We start from the raw sequence: 20,245 nt of genomic DNA, 5'->3' as shown, positions 1-20,245 counted from the left end.
ATAGCCCGCCTCCGGCCACATAAACGTACGTCAGACATCTACCCGGAAAGTGATAATTGGTCGACATCGAAGTCTGCAGTTGGCATCGAGGCCTGCGTTCGGCGTCGAATCAGCGGTCGGCTCGTTTCGACGTCACCTGAGATGCCGGTCGAAGAACCCCTCGGCCCAGCCGAACGTGAACTCCCGGTGCGTCTCGTGGACGTCGTGACCGGCTCCGGACGCGACGACGCATTCGGCGGGGAGGTCGCGTTCCTCCAGTAAGTCGTGAAACAGCTCCGAGGCCATCGCCGGTGCGACGTCGTCGTCCTCGCCGTGGAGCAGGAGGATCGGCGGCGCGTCGCCGAGAGCGCCACCGCGTCCCCTCTCGTCGAGATACGTCGACGGCGACGCCCGGTTCCAGACGTCCGGCTTCGACTCCCGGTCGCCGCCGAGGAACGCGTTCAGATCCGGACGTTCTGGTTCGTGTTCGAGCGCGTACGTCCCGCCGACGCCGACGACGGCGGCGAGTGCGTCGGTCGCGGGCGCGGGTCGAGAGCGCCCCTGATCTCCTCCGGCAGCGTCCGCCTCCGTGGTCAGTGCGGCCAACACGGCCAGGTGCGCGCCAGCGTCGTGCCCGAACGCGCCGATTCGGTCGGGATCGACGTCGATGGCGTCGCTCGCGGCCTGCACCCACCGGATCGCGGCTATTACGTCCTGAAGCTGGGCCGGAAACGCGGCCGCGTCGCTGCCGCGGTACTCCGGGACGACGCAGACGTAGCCCCGTTCGGCGAGATCGAGCGCGTAGGGGGCCAGTTCGCCGCGTTCGACCGCCCGCCACCGGTCTCCCGCGAGGAGGACGACGGCCGCGCGCTGCGGCGACGCGTTCGAATCGGCGTCGCCGCCGGGCCGATAGAGGTCCAGGCGGAGGGGTCCGGTGGCGTCGCCCTCGGAAGCGGGCGTCGCAAACGACACCCCGCGGCGGACGTCGATCCCGACGGCGTCGGCGAGAGCAGCGAGCATCGGCTGTGGGGTCTCTCGGTGATGCGGAATAGGTTTCGCTTCCTCCGCTGCCAGTCGCGTGGGGGCGGAGCTCGGGCCGCCCGTCCCGTTAGCCTTTAGCCGCGCTACGTCGAACCACGCGGTAATGACCGCGCAAGCGCTCTCCCAGCGCGATCTCGCCACCGTCATCGGGCTGGAGGTCCACGTCCAACTCGAGACGGACACGAAGATCTTCTGTGGGTGTTCGACCGAATCGAGCGAAGACGAAGAACCCAACAGCCGGACTTGTCCGGTCTGTCTCGGTCTGCCCGGCGCGCTGCCCGTCCTGAACGAAGGGGCCGTCGAGGCGGCCGTGAAGGTCGGCAAGGCGCTCGACGCCGATGTCGCCGAGCACACCCGCTTTCACCGGAAGAACTACTACTACCCCGACCTGCCGAAGAACTTTCAGATCACGCAGTACGACGCCCCGATCTGCGCCGACGGCACCCTCGAAATCTCCGTGGAGGGTCAACGGCGCGAGATCGCGATCGAGCGCGCCCACCTCGAAGAGGACCCCGGGAGCCTCCAGCACAAGGGCGGCGGGATCGACACCGCCGACTACACGCTCGTCAACTACAACCGCGCGGGCACGCCGCTCATGGAGATCGTCACCGAGCCCGACTTCCGCAGTCCGAAGGAGACCCGCGCGTTCCTGGCGAAGTTGGAGGAGGTGCTCGAATACCTCGGCGTCTTCGACGCCGCGCGTGACGGCTCGCTCCGCGTCGACGCCAACATCTCGCTCGTCCCGGCCGACGAGGTCGCGGACGACGGTTCGATCGGCACCGACGCGCTCGAAGCGGCCAACCGCACGGAGGTGAAGAACATCTCCAGTCACAAGGGCGCAGAGCAGGCGCTGGCCTACGAGGTGACCAGACAGAAGAACGCCGTCCAGCGCGGCCGCGCGGTCGAGCAGGAGACGCGCCACTGGGACGAGTCGCGCGGAATCACCGTCTCGATGCGCTCGAAGGAGGAGGAGAAGGACTACCGCTACTTCCGCGAGGCCGACCTCCCGCCGCTGGAAGTCGCCGACTGGAAGCAGCGGATCCCGATCCCCGAACTCCCCGACGCCCGCCGCGAGCGCTTCCGCGAGGAGTACGGTCTCGACGCCGAGTCCGCCGCGAAGCTCACGTCGACGAAGGAGGTCGCGGACTTCTTCGAGGACGTCGCCGAGGAGTTCCATCCCGATCTGGCGGCGACGTGGGTCGCGGATAACCTCCTCGGAGAACTCAACTACCGCGATCTGGAGGTCACCGACGTCGACGATCGGCTCGACGAATTCACGCGACTCGTCGAACTCGTCGCGGCGGACGAGATCACCACGAAGAACGCCGAGGAGGTCGTCCTCCGTCGGATGCTCGACGAGGGCGAAGAACCCGACGCGATTATCGACGCCGAGGGGCTCGGAACCGCTGACGACGACGAGGTCGCCACCGCGGTCGCGGAGGCGATCGAGGAGAACCCCGACGCGGTCGAGGACTACCACGCTGGCGAGGGCGGCGCGATCAACTTCCTCGTCGGACAGGTGATGCAGAAGACCGGTGGGAGCGCCGACCCCGGCGACGTGAACGGGATGCTCCGCGATCGGCTGGACGAATAGCGCGCGGAGCGACGGAGCGGGGTGCTGTGAGAGCCTTTCCGCAGCGACGGACTCGTTTAGCGCCAAATGTGGGAAATCGCGGCCTGTAAACCCAGTGTCGGAATACCGGCAGTTCCGGAGTGTGTTCTCAGTACTTATCGGTCCTCGTCGGGATCGGCATAGTACGTGAAACTGTACTCCGAGACGAGATCTAATAGCCGACTCATATCACCGGTCTCGTTGTCAAACACGTCCTCTCGGTACAGGTCGACGAAATTCGACCAGTCGATTCGTTCGGCGGCTTCACGGTCCATCGAGATCTGTTGAGACTGCTTCCACTGCGGATTGCCGCCGGTGTCGTAACCGGAGTTGAGAAAGGCGTTGACGGTAACCCGAGAGATCTGATAGTCGCTCGTGTGAAAGCCTCGGAAAAGGTAGACGGCGAAGACACTCTGCACCTGCTCGGCTTCTTCGGCCCAGGTTAGCTGATCGCTCTTATAATTCGGGTGTTTTGAATGCCAGTTGACGTCAACGACCCACCCGTTGTGCGCTTGAGCGAGCGGGAAATCGCGCCAGGAGTCGAAGAACGACCACGGTCGATTGGTGGGAACCTTGTCACCTAGGCCGAACGATGAATCGGCGATTCTCTCCGCTTCGTCCGCGCTCAACTCCGGACCCGGTGCTCGGATCTGATAGGGAACGTTCGTCGAATCGAGAACCTGGTCATCGGACGAGACCACGCGTATCTCGACCGAGGTGCTCTCAGTAATCGGTGTCTCGAGGGGGACTTCCCCGGAGAATGTCTCGACAGCAGAGATCACATCGGAACGGACCGCTGTGCTGCCATATTCGATTACTAACCGGTAGTCGACGTTCGCTTGGGCCGACTGGATTAGTATCACTTTTCCCTGACCAGACTGCTGCTGGACGCTAATTGAGCCAGACGGTGTCGGTGATTCGTTTTCGGAATCGAATTCCGGGTCGTTACCACTTCCCCCACCGTCACCGGTGCCACCGCCGCCGGAACAGCCTGCTGTGATCGTCGCCGTCAATGCGACGAATGCACGTCGATTCAGTCGGTGTGTCACGGTCCACCTCCGAGATCGGGAAGTGCCACCCAAGGGGCGCAATCATCGATTACCAACCGAATTTCAGTGGCACTTTTCGAGTACATAAAGCGATACCTCCGAGCGTCATTGAAGCGGGGGCGATGCTTTGTTATTCGTTATCAAGAATTATTGGAGGATGGGTCTGGATATGAATCATAGAAGTACTGACACCACCCTCGAAACAAATAATCAAGTAACCCGAAAGCTTAACCGAACATTTCTGATTGTTACCCCTGTCTTATGAGACATCTTGTCAGGTAGATTGTCCCATTGGGACCGTTATGAGCACCTGAGATTTTGTCCGAAGTCGAAGACGCTTGAAGAGGTTATGAACATTCACGATTCAAGGGACGGGGCTTAGCGCCTCGATTCAGTTTCACACGGCCTGCGGTAACTAGTAATGGCTCTTTCGCGCGCACGAGCGCGTTGTCCGTCGATTTGCGCAAGTGAACCGCGAAAGGTTTAGGCCCGCCCCCGGCGTATCGCCGCCTAATGAGCCAGGGCCCCGAACTCATCATCACCGAGAAGGACAACGCCGCCCGGCGCATCGCCGACATCCTGAGCGGCGGGTCCGCCGAGGCCGATCGTCAGAACGGCGTCAACGTCTACAAGTGGGGCGGCAAACGCTGCATCGGCCTCTCGGGTCACGTCGTCGGCGTCGACTTCCCGCCGGAGTACAACGACTGGCGCGACGTCGAGCCCGTCGAGTTGATCGACGCGCCGATCGACAAGCATCCGACGCAGGAGCACATCGTCTCGGCGCTCCGGCTTCTCGCGCGGCGCGCCCGGCGCGTCGTCATCGCGACCGACTACGACCGCGAGGGCGAACTCATCGGCAAGGAGGCGTACGAACTCGTCCGCGAGGTCAACGAGGACGCTCCGGTCGACCGCGTCCGGTTCTCCTCGATCACCGAGAACGAGGTGACCGAGGCGTTCGCGAACCCCGACGAGCTCGATTTCAACCTCGCGGCGGCCGGGGAGGCCCGCCAGATCATCGATCTCGTGTGGGGCGCGGCGCTGACGCGATTTCTCTCGCTTTCGGCCCGCCAACTCGGCGACGACTTCATCTCCGTGGGCCGGGTGCAGGGACCGACGCTGAAACTCATCGTCGACCGTGAGCGCGAGATCGAGGCGTTCGATCCCGAGGACTACTGGGAGCTGTTCGCGGACCTCGAAAAGGCCGATACCGACGAAAACGGCTCCTTCGAGGCGCAGTACTTCTACCTCGACGAGGACGGCAACGAGGCCGAGCGCGTCTGGGACGAAGACGCGGCCGATGGGGCCTACGAGATCCTGGAAGCGGCGTCGGCGGCGGCTGTCGAGTCCGTTCGCCGCCGCACCCGGACCGACGACCCGCCCGCGCCGTTCAACACGACGCAGTTCATCCGCGCGGCCGGGTCGCTCGGCTACTCCGCCCAGCGCGCGATGAGCATCGCGGAGGACCTCTACACCGCGGGGTACATCACCTACCCGCGGACGGATAACACCGTCTACCCTGACGACCTCGACCCCCGGGAGCTGTTGGACGCCTTCACCGGATCGCGGACGTTCGCCGACGACGCGAAATCGCTGCTCGACCAGGAGGACATCGAGCCGACGGCGGGCGACGAGGAGACGACCGACCACCCGCCGATCCATCCGACGGCCGAACTGCCGGGGCACTCGGACCTCTCCGAGGACGAGTGGGAGGTGTACGAACTCGTCGTCCGGCGGTTCTTCGCGACCGTGGCCGAGTCGGCCACGTGGGAACATCTCCGCGTCGTCGCGACCGTCGGCGACGACGAGGAACTCTCGCTGAAGGCCAACGGCAAGCGGCTCGTCGAGCCCGGGTACCACGCGGTCTACCCCTACTCCAACGCCAGCGAGTCGTTCGTGCCGGACGTCGAGGAGGGAGAGCAGCTGGCCGTCACCGAGACCCGACTGGACGCCAAGCAGACCCAGCCGCCGCGGCGCTACGGCCAGTCGCGGCTCATCGAGACGATGGAGTCGATGGGGATCGGAACGAAGGCGACGCGCCACGACATCATCCAGAAGCTGTACGACCGCGGTTACATCGAGAGCGACCCGCCGCGGCCGACGCGCTTGGCCCGCGCCGTCGTCGAGGCGTCCGAAGAGTTCGCCGACCGGATCGTGAGCGAGGAGATGACGGCGCAGTTAGAGCAGGATATGCAGGCGATCACGCGCGGTGACGCCACCCTCGATGAGGTCACCGACGAGTCCAGAGAGATTCTCGAAGCCGTCTTCGAGGGGCTGATGGAGTCTGGCGAGGAGGTCGGCGAGCACCTCCAGAAATCGATGAAGGCCGACAAGACCGTCGGCGAGTGTCCGGAGTGCGGCGGCGACCTCGTGATCCGCAAGAGCCGTCGCGGGTCGTACTTCATCGGCTGTGATTCCTACCCCGACTGCACCAACACGCTGCCGCTGCCGTCGACGGGTAAGCCGCTCTTGCTCGAAGAGACCTGCGAGGAGCACGGCCTCGCGCACGTGAAGATGCTCGCCGGACGGAAGACGTTCGTCCACGGCTGTCCGCTGTGCAAGGCCGAGGAGGCGGACGAACAGGAGGATCTCGTGATCGGGCCGTGCCCGGACTGCCACGCCGAAGCGGGCGGCGAGCTCGCGATCAAACGCCTCCGCTCGGGCTCACGACTCGTCGGCTGCACGCGCTATCCCGACTGCGACTACTCGCTGCCGCTGCCCCGCCGGGGCGACGTCGAGGTGACAGACGAGGCCTGCGAGGAGCACGACCTCCCGAAGCTCCGGATCGTCTACGACGACGACGACGAGGACCGCGAGCCGTGGGAGCTCGGCTGTCCGATCTGCAACTACCGCGAGTATCAGGCCGAACAGAGCGCCAGCGGCTCCGACCTCGAAAGCGTGAACGGGATCGGCGAGAAGACCGCCGAGAAGTTGAAAAACGCGGGCGTCGAAGACGTCGCCTCGCTGAAAGAGGCCGAAGCCGACACGCTCGCCGACCAAGTCGACGGCGTCGGTCCCGATACCGTCCGCGAGTGGCAGGCGAACGCGGACTGACGGTTCGCCCGCCGCGTATCAGACCGTGATCTCCGTCTCGTGAGCCGCGGCCGCGAGCGCGTCTCTGACCCGCGCTGCGCCGGGTAGGTCCGCGGACTCGGCGATGTTCTCCATCAGCACCGTCTCCGAGGGGAAGAGGTGCTCGCCGAGGATCAGACCGTGGTCTCTCGCGGTCGATCCCGTCATCGTCAGGTAGACGCCGAGGCCGACGTCGGCGATGGCGGCCTCCTCCTCGCGGTCGTCGTCGGGGTAGGCGAAGGAGACGCCCTCCAGGGGACGGATCCCCAACACCGCCTCGACGAGGCGTTCGTACCGCGGCGAGATGCACAGTTCGCCCTCGTAGCCCGCGACGAACTCCCGGTCGAGATCGGCACCGGGCGGCAGGATTTCCGGGCGAGCCATCAGCGTGTGATACACGGTGTCCCCGAGTCCGGAGACGACACGGACGTCGGTGTTCATCGGATCGATTCGCGCGTTGACGTCGGCGAGCGAGCCGACGCCCTCGGGCTCGAGTTCGACGACCTCCTCTAAGACGAGGTCGGCGCTGTCGAACCCCAGTCCGAACTCGTGGGTGCGGAGCGCGCGGAACGGCTCCTCGCGACCGACGAACTGGACGGGAACGCCGTCGACGTCGACCGTGAGGCTGTCGAAGACGATCCGACGCGGCATCCCCCGTCGATCGTCGCGCAGCAGCGTGTACTCCGGCGAGTAGTCGTCGTCGAGGTCGGAGTACGTCGCGAGTCGCTGGTAGATGTCGGCTTCGGGTTCGGTGTGGCCCTTCGTGATCGCCTTCTCGTGTCGCAGTGTCGAGATCACCTCGTCGGCGACGGCTTCGGCGTCGGCGTCGGCTCCGCCAACTGCCGAGCGTCGCCCGGCAACGTCGGCGACGCGTTCGAGGACGGCTTCGAGGGGTCGGCCCTTGCGCGGGACGGCGACGCGAATCGCCTCCGTCTCAGTCATTATCGAACGCACGCGGCGGCGGGGTAAACCGGTTGCGCTTCGGCCATCCGGCGTGCAGAGACCATACAACCCGTTCGTCCGGAGAAACAGACGACTCGTTCGTCCAACGATTCCCGGGCTCATTCGTCCAACGGCCCGTTCGTCTTTCCACTGGGGACGACGACCGTTACTCGCCCGGCGGTCCGAACGCCTCGTTGAGGCGGTCGCGGAACGTCTGCAGTTCCTCGATCTCGGCTTCGATCGCGTCGATCCGGTCGAGATCGGCCGACAGCGCCGACAGGTCCGCGCGAAGCTCATCGAGCTCCGCTTCGAGCGCTTCCTGTACGTCGACGATGTCGCCGTCGATCGACGCGATGTCCTCTCGCACGTCGCCCATCTCCTCGTCGAGCCGCGTCACGTGCGCGCCGACCTCGCCGACGTCCTCGGTCACGCTGTCGACTGACGCAGCGACGTCGTCGACGTCGGCAGTGACGTCCTCGACGTCATCGGCAACGTCCGCGACGTCCGCTTCGACGCTTCCGACGCGATCGGTCGTCGCCTCGACCTGTGATTCGATTCCCTCCGCACGCTCGTGGAGTTCGCCGACGCCAGCGACGGCGGTTTCGGCGTTCTCCGCGACGTCGTCCACCCGGGCTTCGAGCCCCTCGATGCGTTCGTCGACGGCGTCGACCGCCTCGTCGAGTCTGCCCAGTTCATCGCGGAGATCCTCGCGGTCGGTCGCCGCGTCGCCGACGTCATCGCGGAGCTGGTCGAGTTCCTCGTCGATCTCGGTCAACTCCCCGTCGAGCCGCTCGACCAACTGCGCGCCGGTCCCCTCCTCGTCGATGAACTCGGCGATCGCGTCGGCGTAGGCGTTGATGTCCTCCATCTGGGCCTGCAGCCGTCGGATGCGGACGTCGGCGCTCCGCGGTAGCCCGACGTCGAGTTCCTCACGGAGGACCGCGAGATCGTCGTCGGCGACGTCGCCCGCGCTGATCTCCGCGGCCAGCGCCGCCGCCAACCCGCCAGCGGCCGCGGTCTCGCCCGGTCCGACTGACGCGGAAGCGGACTCCGGTTCCACCGCCTCGGCCGCCGAATCTTCCACGTGAGCCTCGACGTCGACGTACTCTTCGTCTTCCGGTTCGCCCGCTGTCGTCTCTTCTGCCGCTGTCGTCTCTTCTGCCGCTGTTTCGTCTCCCCTCTCGCCGTCGGTCGGTTCCTCGGTAACCTCGGCGTCGATCGCTTGATCCACTCCTTCGTCCTCGACCGTTTCGTCGGTCGCTTCCTCGTGTGCATCGCCGTCGACCGCTTCGTCGTCGACACCGTCGTCAACGACTTCTTCGTCCACGTCCCCGCTCCCTTCGCGTACGGCGGGTGTCAGGTCAGCCGCGAGCGCACGCGGCGTCGGCGGGGCGTCTGCGACGGCGGATTCAACGGGTGGTTCTGCGGCCGATTCGGCGGCGAGGCGACCGTTGCCCTGCAGGGCGTCGCGGACGAGTTGGCTCCGATCGGCACCGAGGATGTCTTCGACGTCGCGGGCGGCATCCTCGCTCCCGTCCTCGCCCGGCGCGGGCGGTCGTTCGAGGAGCGGATCCCCGAGGAATCCCGAAACGTCCGTGGACTGATCGAGGCGGATTCCGTACACGGTGAGCGCCTCCTCTCGGGGTTCCAGCGTCCGCTCGTACTCGACGCGGTGGTCTTTGTACGCGGTCCAGTTGTCGCTCTCGTAGTCTGGGTGGAAGCCGACGCCCTCCATCGGGAACGCCTCCGGAATCTGATCGACAAGTCGGATGTGCGCCGGTTCGTCGCTCTCCGATACCACCCGAAACTTGATCGCCGGAACGGGGAACTCGTCCCCGGTGAACGACTTCTCGACGCGTACTTCGTCATCTGCGACGGAGACCGTTCGATCGGCGTCGGACTCGTGACTCATAGGCCACCTTACCGAAACAGTTCATATAAAACATCCGGGCAAAATACCGCTCCTGATAGCGCTGCGAAGCGACAGATTGACATTCTGATTCGTACCGGGCCTCGATCTGGGACTCACTCTCGATTTTCAGCGTTGACGCATAACAAGAGCAATTCGTCGTCCCGGCTGAGCGCCACTACAACTGCAGTGTCGGCCCCCTGATTCAACAGCTCATTTCGCGGAGGAATTCGCCGTAGATGTCTCTGGGCTGATGAGTAACGCACCGTACCCCACACGCTTTACTGCGCGCTGTGGTTCGATTCGAACCGATACGGTTCAGACGTACCCCCACCGTTGCTCGGCATTCCGCTGATCTTCGGAACGGACGCCAGCGTCGTCTGTTATCGATATCTCTCTACAACGTCCAATTAAACAAACATTTTTTCAGGCCGTCTCTCAATTAAATTCGGTGATAATCGGGGAGAAGTCTTTTTCCGTGCGGCCACCGAGGCCAGTACGATGGCAACCGACGACGACGCGTCGGCGGCCGATCCCGAGGGGGACGGCGACGACGCGTTGGAGGGCGACGGGGACGGTTCCCCGTCGACGCACGAGGGGGAGGCCGTCGATCGGGCCGCCGAGACTTCGAACGGATCGAGCGCGGATGGGGCTGGGGGGCTTCAACCGACTGCGGACGGAGATCAACCGGCCGACGGATCGACTACACAGCCTGCGGTGGGTTCGGACGACCGGTCCGACGGATCGACTGAGGGCCCGTCTGACGGACCGTCGAACCAACTGACGGGCGAGGTCGCGGATCAACCAACTGGTGAGGAGGCCGACCGCTCGACAGACGACGCGGAAGCGGGTGAGGGAGGAGACGGATCCGATCCCGACGGACCGCGAGTCGCCGTCGGCGCGTACACCTGGTCGGATTTTCTCGACGAGTACGGCGTCGAGGGCGACGTCGAGACGCTGTACGGCGGGATCGACCCGCGAGACTATCACGGGGCCGACGACGGGGAGAACGCCCGCTGGGACGACGGCGTGGAGATCCCGACGCCGACCCGCGAGGACTGGGACGCGGTGAGCGTCGACGTCGAGGCGCACCTCGGGTTCCACCCCGTCGAGACGACCGAGGAACTCGTCTCGGCGATCGGCGAGGCGACGCGAATCCAGCGGGAGTTCGAGGCGTTTTGTGACCCTGAGACGACCCCCGTAGTCAAGGACGTCTGGCTCTGGGAGCACTACAAGCGCGAGTACTACTACGAGGAAGACGGCTCGCGCCCGCGAGACGATGACGGCGAGATCGACCGCTTCGACGAGAGCGAGGCGCTGGGCTTCGACCCCGACGCGATCGAAGACGTGCTCGCCCACGGTGCGAAGCGAGCGACGGAACTCGAGGAGGTCGTCGACGAGCGAACGGTCGACGTGAACCCGGAACTCGACGAGGACGCGTTCTTTGCGAACGCCCGCGGTGCGACGACGGTCGTCAACCGGTACGATCTGGAGAAGGCCGTTCCGCTGGAAAAGAAGACCCACTTCAGGGAGGTCGAACGGTATTGGGTCAACGAACCGCACTCGTTCGTGATCATCTTCCACTCGACGAAGGAGAACGAGAAGAAGTACTATGCGGTCGAACCGTACCAGAACCGGATCGAGGCCGACTTAGCCGAGTACCTGACCGGGAAGCTCCGGACGGCGATCAAATACGACGACGAGAGCGTCGTTGGCGGTGGCCCCGAAACGCGCCGCCGCGTGATCGAACAGCAGTCGCTGGAACTGCTCGAACGGTACAACCTCTACCGCGTTCCCGACCACCCCCGGCAGACGGGGCTGTCGGTCCTCGCGACGAGAAACGGCGACGTCGCCGATGACCCCGAGGATGACGGATTCCTCTCGACGTTCGACTTCGAGCTCCCGTTCGGTCGCGGCGGCGGCGAGGACAGCGAAATAGCCTCTGGGGACGGCGCGTCGTCGAAACGGTCGATGGCGTCGATCGCTCGATCGTTGGGACTCCGTGAAGGCTCACTCGGCGGTCGGTTCGACGGGTTGTTCGCCGGGGCGTCGTCGGTGGCGAGCGATCCCTCGCTCGACGGCATCGCGGCCCGCCCCGAGCCAGCGGTGCTTGAAGAGGACGCGACGGAACTGACCGACTACCAGGTCGAGAAACTGCTGTACGTCCTCCGCCGCGACTTCATCGGCTACGAGCGCATCGATCCGATCAAACACGACGTCAACGTCGAGGACATCTCCTGCGACGGCTACAACTCGCCGGTGTTCGTCTACCACTCCGACTACGAGCAGATCATCTCCAACGTCTACCACGGGGAGAACGAACTCGACGACTTCGTCGTCAAACTCGCCCAGCGGTCGGGCAAGGGCATCTCCAAGCGGCGGCCGCAGGTCGACGCGACGCTCCCGGACGGGTCGCGCGCGCAGCTGACGCTCGGCCGAGAGGTGTCGGACCACGGGACGAACTACACCATCCGCCAGTTCAAGGACGTCCCGTTCACCCCGATCGACCTCATCAACTGGAAGACCTTTTCGTTGGAGGAGATGGCGTTCCTCTGGCTCTGCATCGAGAACGACAAGAGCCTCATCTTCGCCGGGGGGACCGCCTCGGGGAAGACGACCTCGCTGAACGCGGTGTCGCTCTTCATCCCCTCGAACTCGAAGATCGTCTCGATCGAGGACACCCGCGAGGTCGAACTGCCCCAGCGCAACTGGGTCGCCTCCGTCACCCGGCCGTCGTTCAGCGACGACGACCGCGGAGACGTCGACGAGTTCGACTTACTGGAGGCCGCGCTTCGACAGCGCCCGGACTACATCGTGATGGGCGAGATTCGCGGCGAGGAGGGGCGGACGCTGTTCCAGGTGATGAGCACGGGTCACACGACGTACACGACGTTCCACGCCGACAGCGTCGGCGAGGTGCTCAAGCGCTTTACTACCGACCCGATCAACGTCTCAAAGACGATGTTCACCGCCCTGGATCTCGTCTCGGTTCAGACGTCGACGCGCGTGCAGGGCAACAAGGTCAGGCGGAACAAGTCGCTGACGGAGATCAACCACTACGACGCCGAGAACGACGAGATCAACGTCCAGGACGTCTACCAGTGGCAGGCGGAGGGCGACGAATTCCTCAAGATGGGTTCGTCGAACACCCTCGCGGACGTCCGGTTCGACCGCGGCTGGACCCGCGAGCAACTCGACGATGAACTGTTCAAGCGGCACGTCGTGCTCGCGTACCTCATCGACCGCGGCCTCAACACGTACTCGCAGGTGGCGGCGACGCTGCAGGCGTTCATCAACGATCAGGAGACGATCCTCGCGCTGATGGCGCGCGACGGCCTCGAACGGAGCCTCGAAGACCTGCGGGAGATGGAATCCGTCGAGATCAACGTCGACCCCGAGAAGGAGGCGATGGTCCCGCGGCCGAGCCCCGGCGAGGAGATCCAAGCGCTCTGTACGGAGATCCTCGAACGCGCCGAGGAGGAACTGTGGCCCGACTACCGGGACCTGGACGATGTCGACGTCGCGGACGCGCTGCTCGACGTCGAGACGGCCCCAGACGTCACCGCCGAACGTGGCGACCACCCCGAACTCGACGCCCTCGAAGAGCGGACCGACGCACCCGCGCTCGACGACGGATCGGACGCATCTGCCCTCGACGATGGATCGGATGCGCCGACGCTCGACGATAGCGCAGAGACACCGGCGTTAGACGGGGAGTCGGAGACGGGGACCGCAGACGACGAATCGGAGACAGCCGCGACCGAAGGCGGGACGGACCGTCGTGAGGCTGATTCGGTGGACTCTGACGACGGCGACGCCGGTGAACTCGGTATCGAAGACTTGCTCGAAGGCCCTGCCTTCGATGACGATTCTGCGGGTTCAGTGGAGGGCGAGAGCGCCGAGGCGAACGGCGGTGTCGACCGGAATTCGCCGGTCGAATTCGGCGGGGGCGATCCGGTCGAGGGGGAAGGAGGGGACGAAGAGGTCGGAGAGACTACGAACGGTGCGGACGGTGCGGCAGACGACGCGACTGACGAAGCGAGCGGGGAGACCGAGATCGACAGCGACGACGCGTGGGATTTCGGTGACGTCAGGACGGTCGACGACGGCGACAGGTCCGTCGCTGACGTCGACGCGGAGCTGAGCGGGACTGACGGAGACACCGCAGAGGAGAGCGAGACTGCTGAAGGAGACGCGGAGGAGAGTACGGCTTCCGAAGGCGACGAGGAGGGAAGCGCGTCCGACGAGTCGGCGGGGACCGGGCGATGAGTCTGGACGTCGGCGACACCGACAGCGACGGACTCGACCGGAGCACGGACACGCTCGGCGACGCCTTCTATCCGGTGTTCCAGTTCTTCTTCGACGAGGACGGCGATTTCGTCGCCGATCTGGCGAGAAAGCTCGAACAGGCGCGGATGCCGTCGACGGTCGAACTGTACCTCTCGCACGCGATCGCGATCGGCGTCATCGCGGGCGGCGTACTCTGGCTCGTCGGGACGGTCGTCGTGTGGGCGATCTTCGCGCTCGGTCTCGTCTCGCCGGAGGCGATCAGCATCGGCCTTCCCGCGCCGGACGCCGAGACGGCCGCGGCGCTGAAAGCGCTCACCGTTCCCGCGGTCACGCTCGTCTCCGGCGTTGTCTTCGGTGCGATCGGTTTCGGACTGGGCTTCGGCGGTCTCGTCGCCGTGCCGTACTCGACGGCGTCGGGACGGAAGCGCGAGATCAATATGCTGCTCCCGGACGCGATCTCGTTCATGTACGCGCTCTCGGTCGGCGGGCTGAACCAACTGGAAATCCTGGAGGCGATGGGCCGCGCCGACGACACCTACGGCGAGGTCGCCCAGGAGTTCCAGAGCATTGTCCGCGAGACGGAATACTTCGGCACCGACTACCGGAACGCGATCCGCGATCAGGCGATGACGACGCCCTCCGAGGAGCTCTCGCAGTTCCTGACGGATATGCTCTCGATCGTCAACTCCGGCGGCAATATGGAGCAGTTCCTCTCCGATAAGAAGGAGAAACACCTCCGAACCGCGAAACAGGAACAGGAGACCATCCTCGAGACGCTGGAGCTGTTCGGCGAGATGTACATGACGCTGTCGCTGTTTCCGCTGCTTCTCATCATCATCCTCGTCATCATGAGTATGCTCGGGCAGGCGCAGCAGGAACTGCTCTACGGGACCGTCTACGGGCTGATTCCCCTCACCGGCGTGGCGTTTCTCGTGCTCGTCTCGACGGTCAAACAGGACGAACCCGGGGACGGCTACCTGCAGCCGTCGAACAGCTCCGATCGACTCGAACAGGTCAACCGAGAGGGGCTGATCCACATGGGATTGATCGAGAGCTTCGTCGGGGAGTTCCGGCTCTTCGATCGGATCCGCTCGCGGGAGGGGACCTACAAGACGGGAGAGCTGCTCAGGAATCCGCACCTGTTCTTCCGCGACAACCCGCTGTACACGCTGGCGCTGACCGTTCCGGCGGCGCTCGCGCTCCTCGCCGTCGCGGTGGTCAACGGCGCCGCGCCGCTGACGTGGTCGGGGATGGTCGAAAACCCCGTCTGGGGGACGTTTATGTGGTGGTACGTGCCCACTTACGTCGTCGGCGTCCCGCTGGCGGTGTTTCACACCTGGAACGTCCGCTCGCGGAACGCGGTCATCGGGAAGCTCTCGGACAACCTCCGGAAGCTCTCCAGCGCGAACGACACCGGTCAGACGCTGCTGGAATCCGTCGAGACGGTGGCGTCGACCTCCTCGGGGAAACTCGCCGAGGAGTTCGAGGTGATGCACGCGAAGGTGAACTACGGGATGAGCCTGCGCAGCGCGCTCGTCGAGTTCAACAACAAGTACCACATCCCGCGGCTCGCCCGAACGGTCAAGCTCATCTCGAAGGCGCAGGAGGCGTCGAGTCAGATCACCGAGGTGCTGACCACCGCGGCGCAGGCGTCGGAGAACCAAGACGACATCGAGCGCGAGCGGAAGTCGAGAACGCGGATGCAGGTCGCGATCATCCTGATGACGTACCTGACGCTGCTCGGCGTGATGGCGATCTTGAAGACGCAGTTCCTCGACGTGATGTCGGGGTTGACGTCGCAGGCCAGTGCGACCGGCGGCGACGAACTCGCCGGGCAGGGACTGAACTTCGGCGGGGGCGTCGACACCCAGTTGCTTTCGGTGTTGTTCTTCCACGCGGTGACGCTGCAGGCGGCGCTGTCGGGGTTCATCAGCGGCTACATCCGCGACGCCGACATCGTCTCCGGGGTGAAGTTCGTCGTCATCCTGCAGACGATCGCGCTGTTCACCTGGATGGTGGTGGGGTGATGCCGCTATCGCCGACGAGCGGTCACCGCCGCGGGGCCCGCGCGCAGACGACCATCGACTTCGCGATCGGCATCGGGCTGTTTCTGCTCGTCGTCGCGTTCGTCGTCGCGTTCGTGCCGACGGTGTTCGCGCCGTTCCAGAGCGCGGAGGGCCCGCAGACGGCCGACCGAATCGCGACGTCGCTCTCGACGGACCGTCTCGGCGATCCCGCGGAGCCGTACCTGCTGAACGCCACCTGCACGACCGGGCTGTTCGACCAACTCAACGGCGGTGACGACGCGCCCCTCGACTGCCAGTTCGACACGACCGCGGACACGACCGCGGCGCTCCTCTCACTCGACGGACCGCGCGACGCCAACGTCTCGGTCCACGAACTCGACGGCGGCGTCGCGACGGTCGACGGCACGACGCTCACCGCGGGCCCGTCGCTGCCGGAGACGCGGTCTGTGACGTCCGCACAGCGCGTCGTCTCGATCGACGGCGAGACGTACCGACTGCTCGTGAGGGTGTGGTGATGGACCGCGGACAGGCCCACACGCTGGAGGCGATCACCGCCGCGATGATCCTCGTCTCCAGTCTGGTCTTCGCGCTGCAGGTGACGGCCGTCACGCCGCTGACCGGCAGCACGTCCAGCCAGCACATCGAGAACCAACAGGCCGCCGTCGCCGAGGGCGTCCTCGCGACCGCGGACGAGAACGGGACGCTCGCGTCGACGCTCCTGTACTGGAACGAGTCGGCAGGTGGCTGGCACGGCGCGACCCCGGACGGCTACGTTCGCGGCCCGCCGCCGACCGCGTTCGGAGACATGCTCGAAGAGACGTTCCTCGAACGCGGGATCGCGTTCGATCTCACGCTGTACTATATCGACGACAGCGGCGAGCGGCAGCGCGATCCCATCGTCGACCTCGGCGAGCCGAGCGACCACGCCTCGACCGAGCGGCGACTCGTTACGCTCTCTGACGGCGACCGATTGCGCAACCCGGACGAATCGCTCTCGGATACGACCCTGGAGAACGCCTCCTACCTCGTCCAGGACCGAGATCCCGAACAGACGCTGTACTCCGTTGTGGAGGTCGAACTCGTCGTATGGCGGATGTGACTCCCTCCCCCGACGCGACGCGGAAGCCACGTTCTCGAGACGGCGACCGCTGCCAGTCGCTTCGGGACGACCGAGACAGCGGTCAGTCACCCAGTCGAGACCGAAGCAGCGGTCAGTCACTCAGGAGAGACCGAAGCAGCGGTCAGCCACGCAAGAGAATCCGTGACAGCGGGCAGTCACTCGGGGGAGACCGCGACCGCGGGCAGTTGCTCCTCGTCGGCGCGCTCGCGCTCGCGGTCCTGTTCGTCGCGCTGGCGCTGCTTTTGAACACCGCGATCTACACCGGAAACCTGGCGACGCGCGACGCTGGCGTGGACGCGACGCCCGTGATCGAGTACGTCTCCGAATCCCGCGCGGCGGGCGTCGAGGCCGTTCGCTCGGTGAACGACCGCAACAACAGCGACCCGACCGAGTTGAACGCGGCCTTCCGGTCCGCGATCGATCGCTGGGACGACCTCGCCTCACATCACCGAGCCGTCGGGGGCGACGTCGTCGCCGTCGAGGTGGCGACCGTGACGAACGGGACGCGGATCCAGCAGGACGACGCCTCACGGGATTTCACGAGCGACGCGGGCGACCGGAACTGGACCGTCGCCGCCGATGCCGACCTCTCGGGCGTCCGCTCGATGCGCCTTACCGTCGACGAATCGACGCTCGCGGACGATCCGTCGGACCTCGTCGCCGACGACGTCTTCCACGTCAACGTCTCCTCGGATGCGGGCACCACGAGTCTGTTCGTCTACGACGACGGCGGGAATCCGGCGGTCCGCGTGGTCGACGACGGGACCGCACGCCCGGCCTGTTTCGCGGGCTCGGTCACCGACGGGACGTTCGTGATCGACGTCCCGAACGAGTCCGTCGGCGGGGCGGCGTGCCCGGCGCTGTCGAACGTCTCCGCCGTCGGCGACGACGTCGAGATCAGCTATCGGGACTCGCAGATGGCCGGTGGCACGTACACGATGGTGCTTGACGAGCGACCCGGAGAACTCTCCGCACTGGGCGTCGACGCCGTCGACGGCGGGTCGCCCTACTGGACGCACGCGATCTACGGCGCGCAGTTCGACGTGACGTACCGGACCGAGGAACTTGACTACGAGGCGCGAATCGAGGTGCTGCCGGAATGAATCGACCCTCGCGCCGCGACGGCGACACCCGGCGGGATCGCGCGGTCTCGGTCACGGTGAACTACGTGATCGCGCTGAGCATCACCGCGGTTCTCGTTTCGGGGCTACTCATCGCGGGGAGCGGCTACGTCGAGAACGAGCGCGACCGCGTCGTCCGCGAGGAACTCGACGTCCTCGCCGAGCAGCTCGCCGCCGGGATCGACGACGCGGACCGAATTTCGAGATCGACCGCATCGCCTCCCACCCTCCGGATCGGTGTCGATCTCCCGGATCGAGTCGCCGGTGAGTCCTACCGAATCGAGATCAGCGAGCAGTCGCCGCCGGGCGCACAGCCGGGACAGTACGACCTGACACTCCGCTCTGTGCGGTCAGACGTGAGCGTCACGCTTACCGTCTCGACGATCGTTGACGTGGACGAGACGTCCGCGAACGGCGGCCGGGTCGTCATCGAACTCGACACGACGGGCGGCGAGTCGCTCGTCGTCTCCGAGGGGGAAGGCGGTGCGGACGCGCTCTCGCTGTCGCGACCCGCTGCGGTCGACATCGGACGATTTGGGGGGCAACCAGTATGACTGATCGCGCGCAGGCGTCGAACATCGGACTCGTGTTACTGTTAGCGCTGACGATCACCGGCGCGGGCGTCGTCGTCGCGCTCGGTTCGACGGCCCTGACCGACGTGCAGGACAGCACGTCGATCGACCGCGCGGAGCACGCGATGACGCTGCTCGACGCTCGGGCGGCGGTCGTGGGACTCGGTGAGGGTTCCGTTCAGACGGTCCGGCTCGGCGATTCCAGCGGCGGGACCTACGCCGCCGAATCCGAGAGCGGATGGCTGCGGATCAGACACGAGAACTACACCGCCGGAGAGACCGAGGATATCTACAACGCCTCGCTCGGCTCGGTCTCCTACCGAACGGACGAGACGACGGTCGCCTACCAAGGCGGCGGCGTCTGGCGGCAGGAGGGCGGCGGCACGTCGATGGTATCGCCGCCGGAGTTCCACTACCGCGGGACGACCCTGACGCTGCCGGTGCTCCGCGTCCGCTCGACCGACACGGCCAGCGGCGATACGCGGGCGACCGTCCGCCGATCGGGCGAGTTGACCCGGATCTATCCGAACGAGGCGGCGACCGACACTGACGGCGTCGGCGCGCCGTACGACGTCGAAGCCGAAGACGGCTCGATCCGACAGTACGTGAACCCGGTCACGAACGGGACTGTCGACGTGACGGTCCACAGCGCCTATTACGAGGGTTGGGCCGACTACTTCCGGACCCGGACGACCGGAAACGTTTCCGTCGATCACGACAACCGGACGGCGACCGTCGTTCTCGAAACGGCCAACGAGGTCGGCGCGTTCGCGTATCCCGAGAAGGGCGAGAGTATCCCCGTTCGCGGTATCGATGACGGGCACTCTGTCACCGACTTCCAGACGTCCATCAAAAAGGACGGTGGGACGTTCAACAACATCTTCGTCTCCTTCTACGTCGAGGACGGCGACAAGGCCTACGAGGCGGCCGTCGAGGTACCGAACGGCATCGGCAACAACTACTGCAACGGCGGCGAACCCGGTTCGGAAACGCTGACGATGGACATCTACTACGATGACGCGTCGACCCCGGAAGGCGTTCACCGCTGGACGAACGACTCGATCCCGTCCGATTCGGGGGCCGTTCAACTCGACTGCGAGGACGGCGACACGGTGATCGACATCGACTTCACGAGCACCGAGCAGGAGTTCACGTACGGATCAAGCAGTCTCGACGACACCGCGATCGACTGGGACGAGCGCGACGCCGACGCCGCGGGAGATCCGAACCCCACCACATTCGCGCACACAGGCGACGACGGCGAGGACACGACGTACTCCTACGGCGACGCCCAGAACCTCCGGATTCTCACCCGCCACTACTTCGCGATGTTCGATTCGGAGTTCGATCTCACCGTGTATCACGGGCCGGGGAACCGCGGAACATCGCAGATATCCAACAGCGAATCTGGCGGGACGCTGCGCTACGACACGATCGCTGGCGAATCCTACATCACGTACCTGCACGTGACGGAGAACAACGTGACCGTCGAACTCGACTGAGACTATGACCGT

The 20,245-nt window shown here is 65.4% G+C and carries 13 protein-coding genes; 9 read left to right on the top strand and 4 right to left on the bottom strand.

Annotated elements, in window-relative coordinates; translation table 11 throughout:
- Nucleotides 1-132: 132 nt before the first annotated feature.
- Nucleotides 133-999 (bottom strand): alpha/beta hydrolase, encoded by an 867-nt coding sequence (locus FJT57_RS05180; protein ID WP_144902350.1) that lies wholly within the window; start codon nucleotides 997-999, stop codon nucleotides 133-135.
- A 124-nt stretch (nucleotides 1,000-1,123) separates the two neighbouring features.
- Here FJT57_RS05180 and gatB point away from each other — a divergent pair, with 124 nt between their 5' ends.
- Entirely contained in the window at nucleotides 1,124-2,614 is a 1,491-nt protein-coding gene (gatB, locus tag FJT57_RS05175; protein WP_144902347.1) for an Asp-tRNA(Asn)/Glu-tRNA(Gln) amidotransferase subunit GatB, read from the top strand.
- 134 nt (nucleotides 2,615-2,748) lie between these two features.
- Here the strand turns inward: gatB and FJT57_RS05170 are convergent, their stop codons facing one another.
- Nucleotides 2,749-3,414 carry a hypothetical protein gene (locus FJT57_RS05170; protein ID WP_144902344.1) on the bottom strand — a complete coding sequence of 222 codons (666 nt, stop codon included), beginning with the start codon at nucleotides 3,412-3,414 and terminating at the stop codon, nucleotides 2,749-2,751.
- Nucleotides 3,415-4,194: 780 nt separating this feature from the next.
- Between FJT57_RS05170 and FJT57_RS05165 the strand changes: the two genes are divergently transcribed.
- Complete coding sequence (locus FJT57_RS05165) at nucleotides 4,195-6,732, top strand: DNA topoisomerase I (RefSeq protein WP_144902341.1); 2,538 nt, start codon at nucleotides 4,195-4,197, stop codon at nucleotides 6,730-6,732.
- Nucleotides 6,733-6,750: 18 nt separating this feature from the next.
- On the opposite strand, the gene FJT57_RS05160 is transcribed toward FJT57_RS05165, so the two are convergent.
- Together FJT57_RS05160 and FJT57_RS05155 are read right to left on the bottom strand one after the other, a co-directional pair.
- Nucleotides 6,751-7,692, bottom strand: a complete 942-nt coding sequence (locus FJT57_RS05160; protein WP_144902338.1) for a hypothetical protein — start codon at nucleotides 7,690-7,692, stop codon at nucleotides 6,751-6,753.
- A gap of 166 nt (nucleotides 7,693-7,858) precedes the next feature.
- Nucleotides 7,859-9,604 carry a hypothetical protein gene (locus FJT57_RS05155; RefSeq protein WP_144902335.1) on the bottom strand — a complete coding sequence of 582 codons (1,746 nt, stop codon included), beginning with the start codon at nucleotides 9,602-9,604 and terminating at the stop codon, nucleotides 7,859-7,861.
- A gap of 498 nt (nucleotides 9,605-10,102) precedes the next feature.
- On the opposite strand from FJT57_RS05155, the gene FJT57_RS05150 reads away from it, so the two are divergent.
- Genes FJT57_RS05150 through FJT57_RS05120 form a run of 7 tightly spaced genes read left to right on the top strand, consistent with a single transcriptional unit; the run spans nucleotide 10,103 to nucleotide 20,233 of the window.
- Nucleotides 10,103-13,870 (top strand): ATPase, T2SS/T4P/T4SS family, encoded by a 3,768-nt coding sequence (locus FJT57_RS05150; RefSeq protein WP_238993907.1) that lies wholly within the window; start codon nucleotides 10,103-10,105, stop codon nucleotides 13,868-13,870.
- Nucleotides 13,867-15,918: a type II secretion system F family protein gene (locus FJT57_RS05145; RefSeq protein ID WP_144902333.1), complete on the top strand. Its 2,052-nt coding sequence runs from the start codon at nucleotides 13,867-13,869 to the stop codon at nucleotides 15,916-15,918. The genes FJT57_RS05150 and FJT57_RS05145 overlap by 4 nt, the downstream gene beginning before the upstream one ends.
- Nucleotides 15,918-16,433: a DUF7287 family protein gene (locus FJT57_RS05140; protein WP_144902330.1), complete on the top strand. Its 516-nt coding sequence runs from the start codon at nucleotides 15,918-15,920 to the stop codon at nucleotides 16,431-16,433. Before FJT57_RS05145 ends, FJT57_RS05140 begins: the two co-directional genes overlap by 1 nt.
- Complete coding sequence (locus tag FJT57_RS05135; protein ID WP_144902327.1) at nucleotides 16,433-17,017, top strand: DUF7288 family protein; 585 nt, start codon at nucleotides 16,433-16,435, stop codon at nucleotides 17,015-17,017. The genes FJT57_RS05140 and FJT57_RS05135 overlap by 1 nt, the downstream gene beginning before the upstream one ends.
- Nucleotides 17,005-18,141 carry a DUF7261 family protein gene (locus tag FJT57_RS05130; protein WP_144902325.1) on the top strand — a complete coding sequence of 379 codons (1,137 nt, stop codon included), beginning with the start codon at nucleotides 17,005-17,007 and terminating at the stop codon, nucleotides 18,139-18,141. Before FJT57_RS05135 ends, FJT57_RS05130 begins: the two co-directional genes overlap by 13 nt.
- Entirely contained in the window at nucleotides 18,138-18,713 is a 576-nt protein-coding gene (locus tag FJT57_RS05125) for a DUF7266 family protein (RefSeq protein ID WP_144902322.1), read from the top strand. The genes FJT57_RS05130 and FJT57_RS05125 overlap by 4 nt, the downstream gene beginning before the upstream one ends.
- Nucleotides 18,710-20,233 (top strand): DUF7289 family protein, encoded by a 1,524-nt coding sequence (locus FJT57_RS05120; RefSeq protein ID WP_144902319.1) that lies wholly within the window; start codon nucleotides 18,710-18,712, stop codon nucleotides 20,231-20,233. Before FJT57_RS05125 ends, FJT57_RS05120 begins: the two co-directional genes overlap by 4 nt.
- Nucleotides 20,234-20,245 lie beyond the last annotated feature (12 nt).

The sequence above is a fragment of the Halobellus captivus genome (assembly GCF_007655485.1).
Taxonomy (GTDB): domain Archaea; phylum Halobacteriota; class Halobacteria; order Halobacteriales; family Haloferacaceae; genus Haloquadratum; species Haloquadratum captivum.
This window is presented reverse-complemented; position numbering and strand designations above follow the sequence as displayed.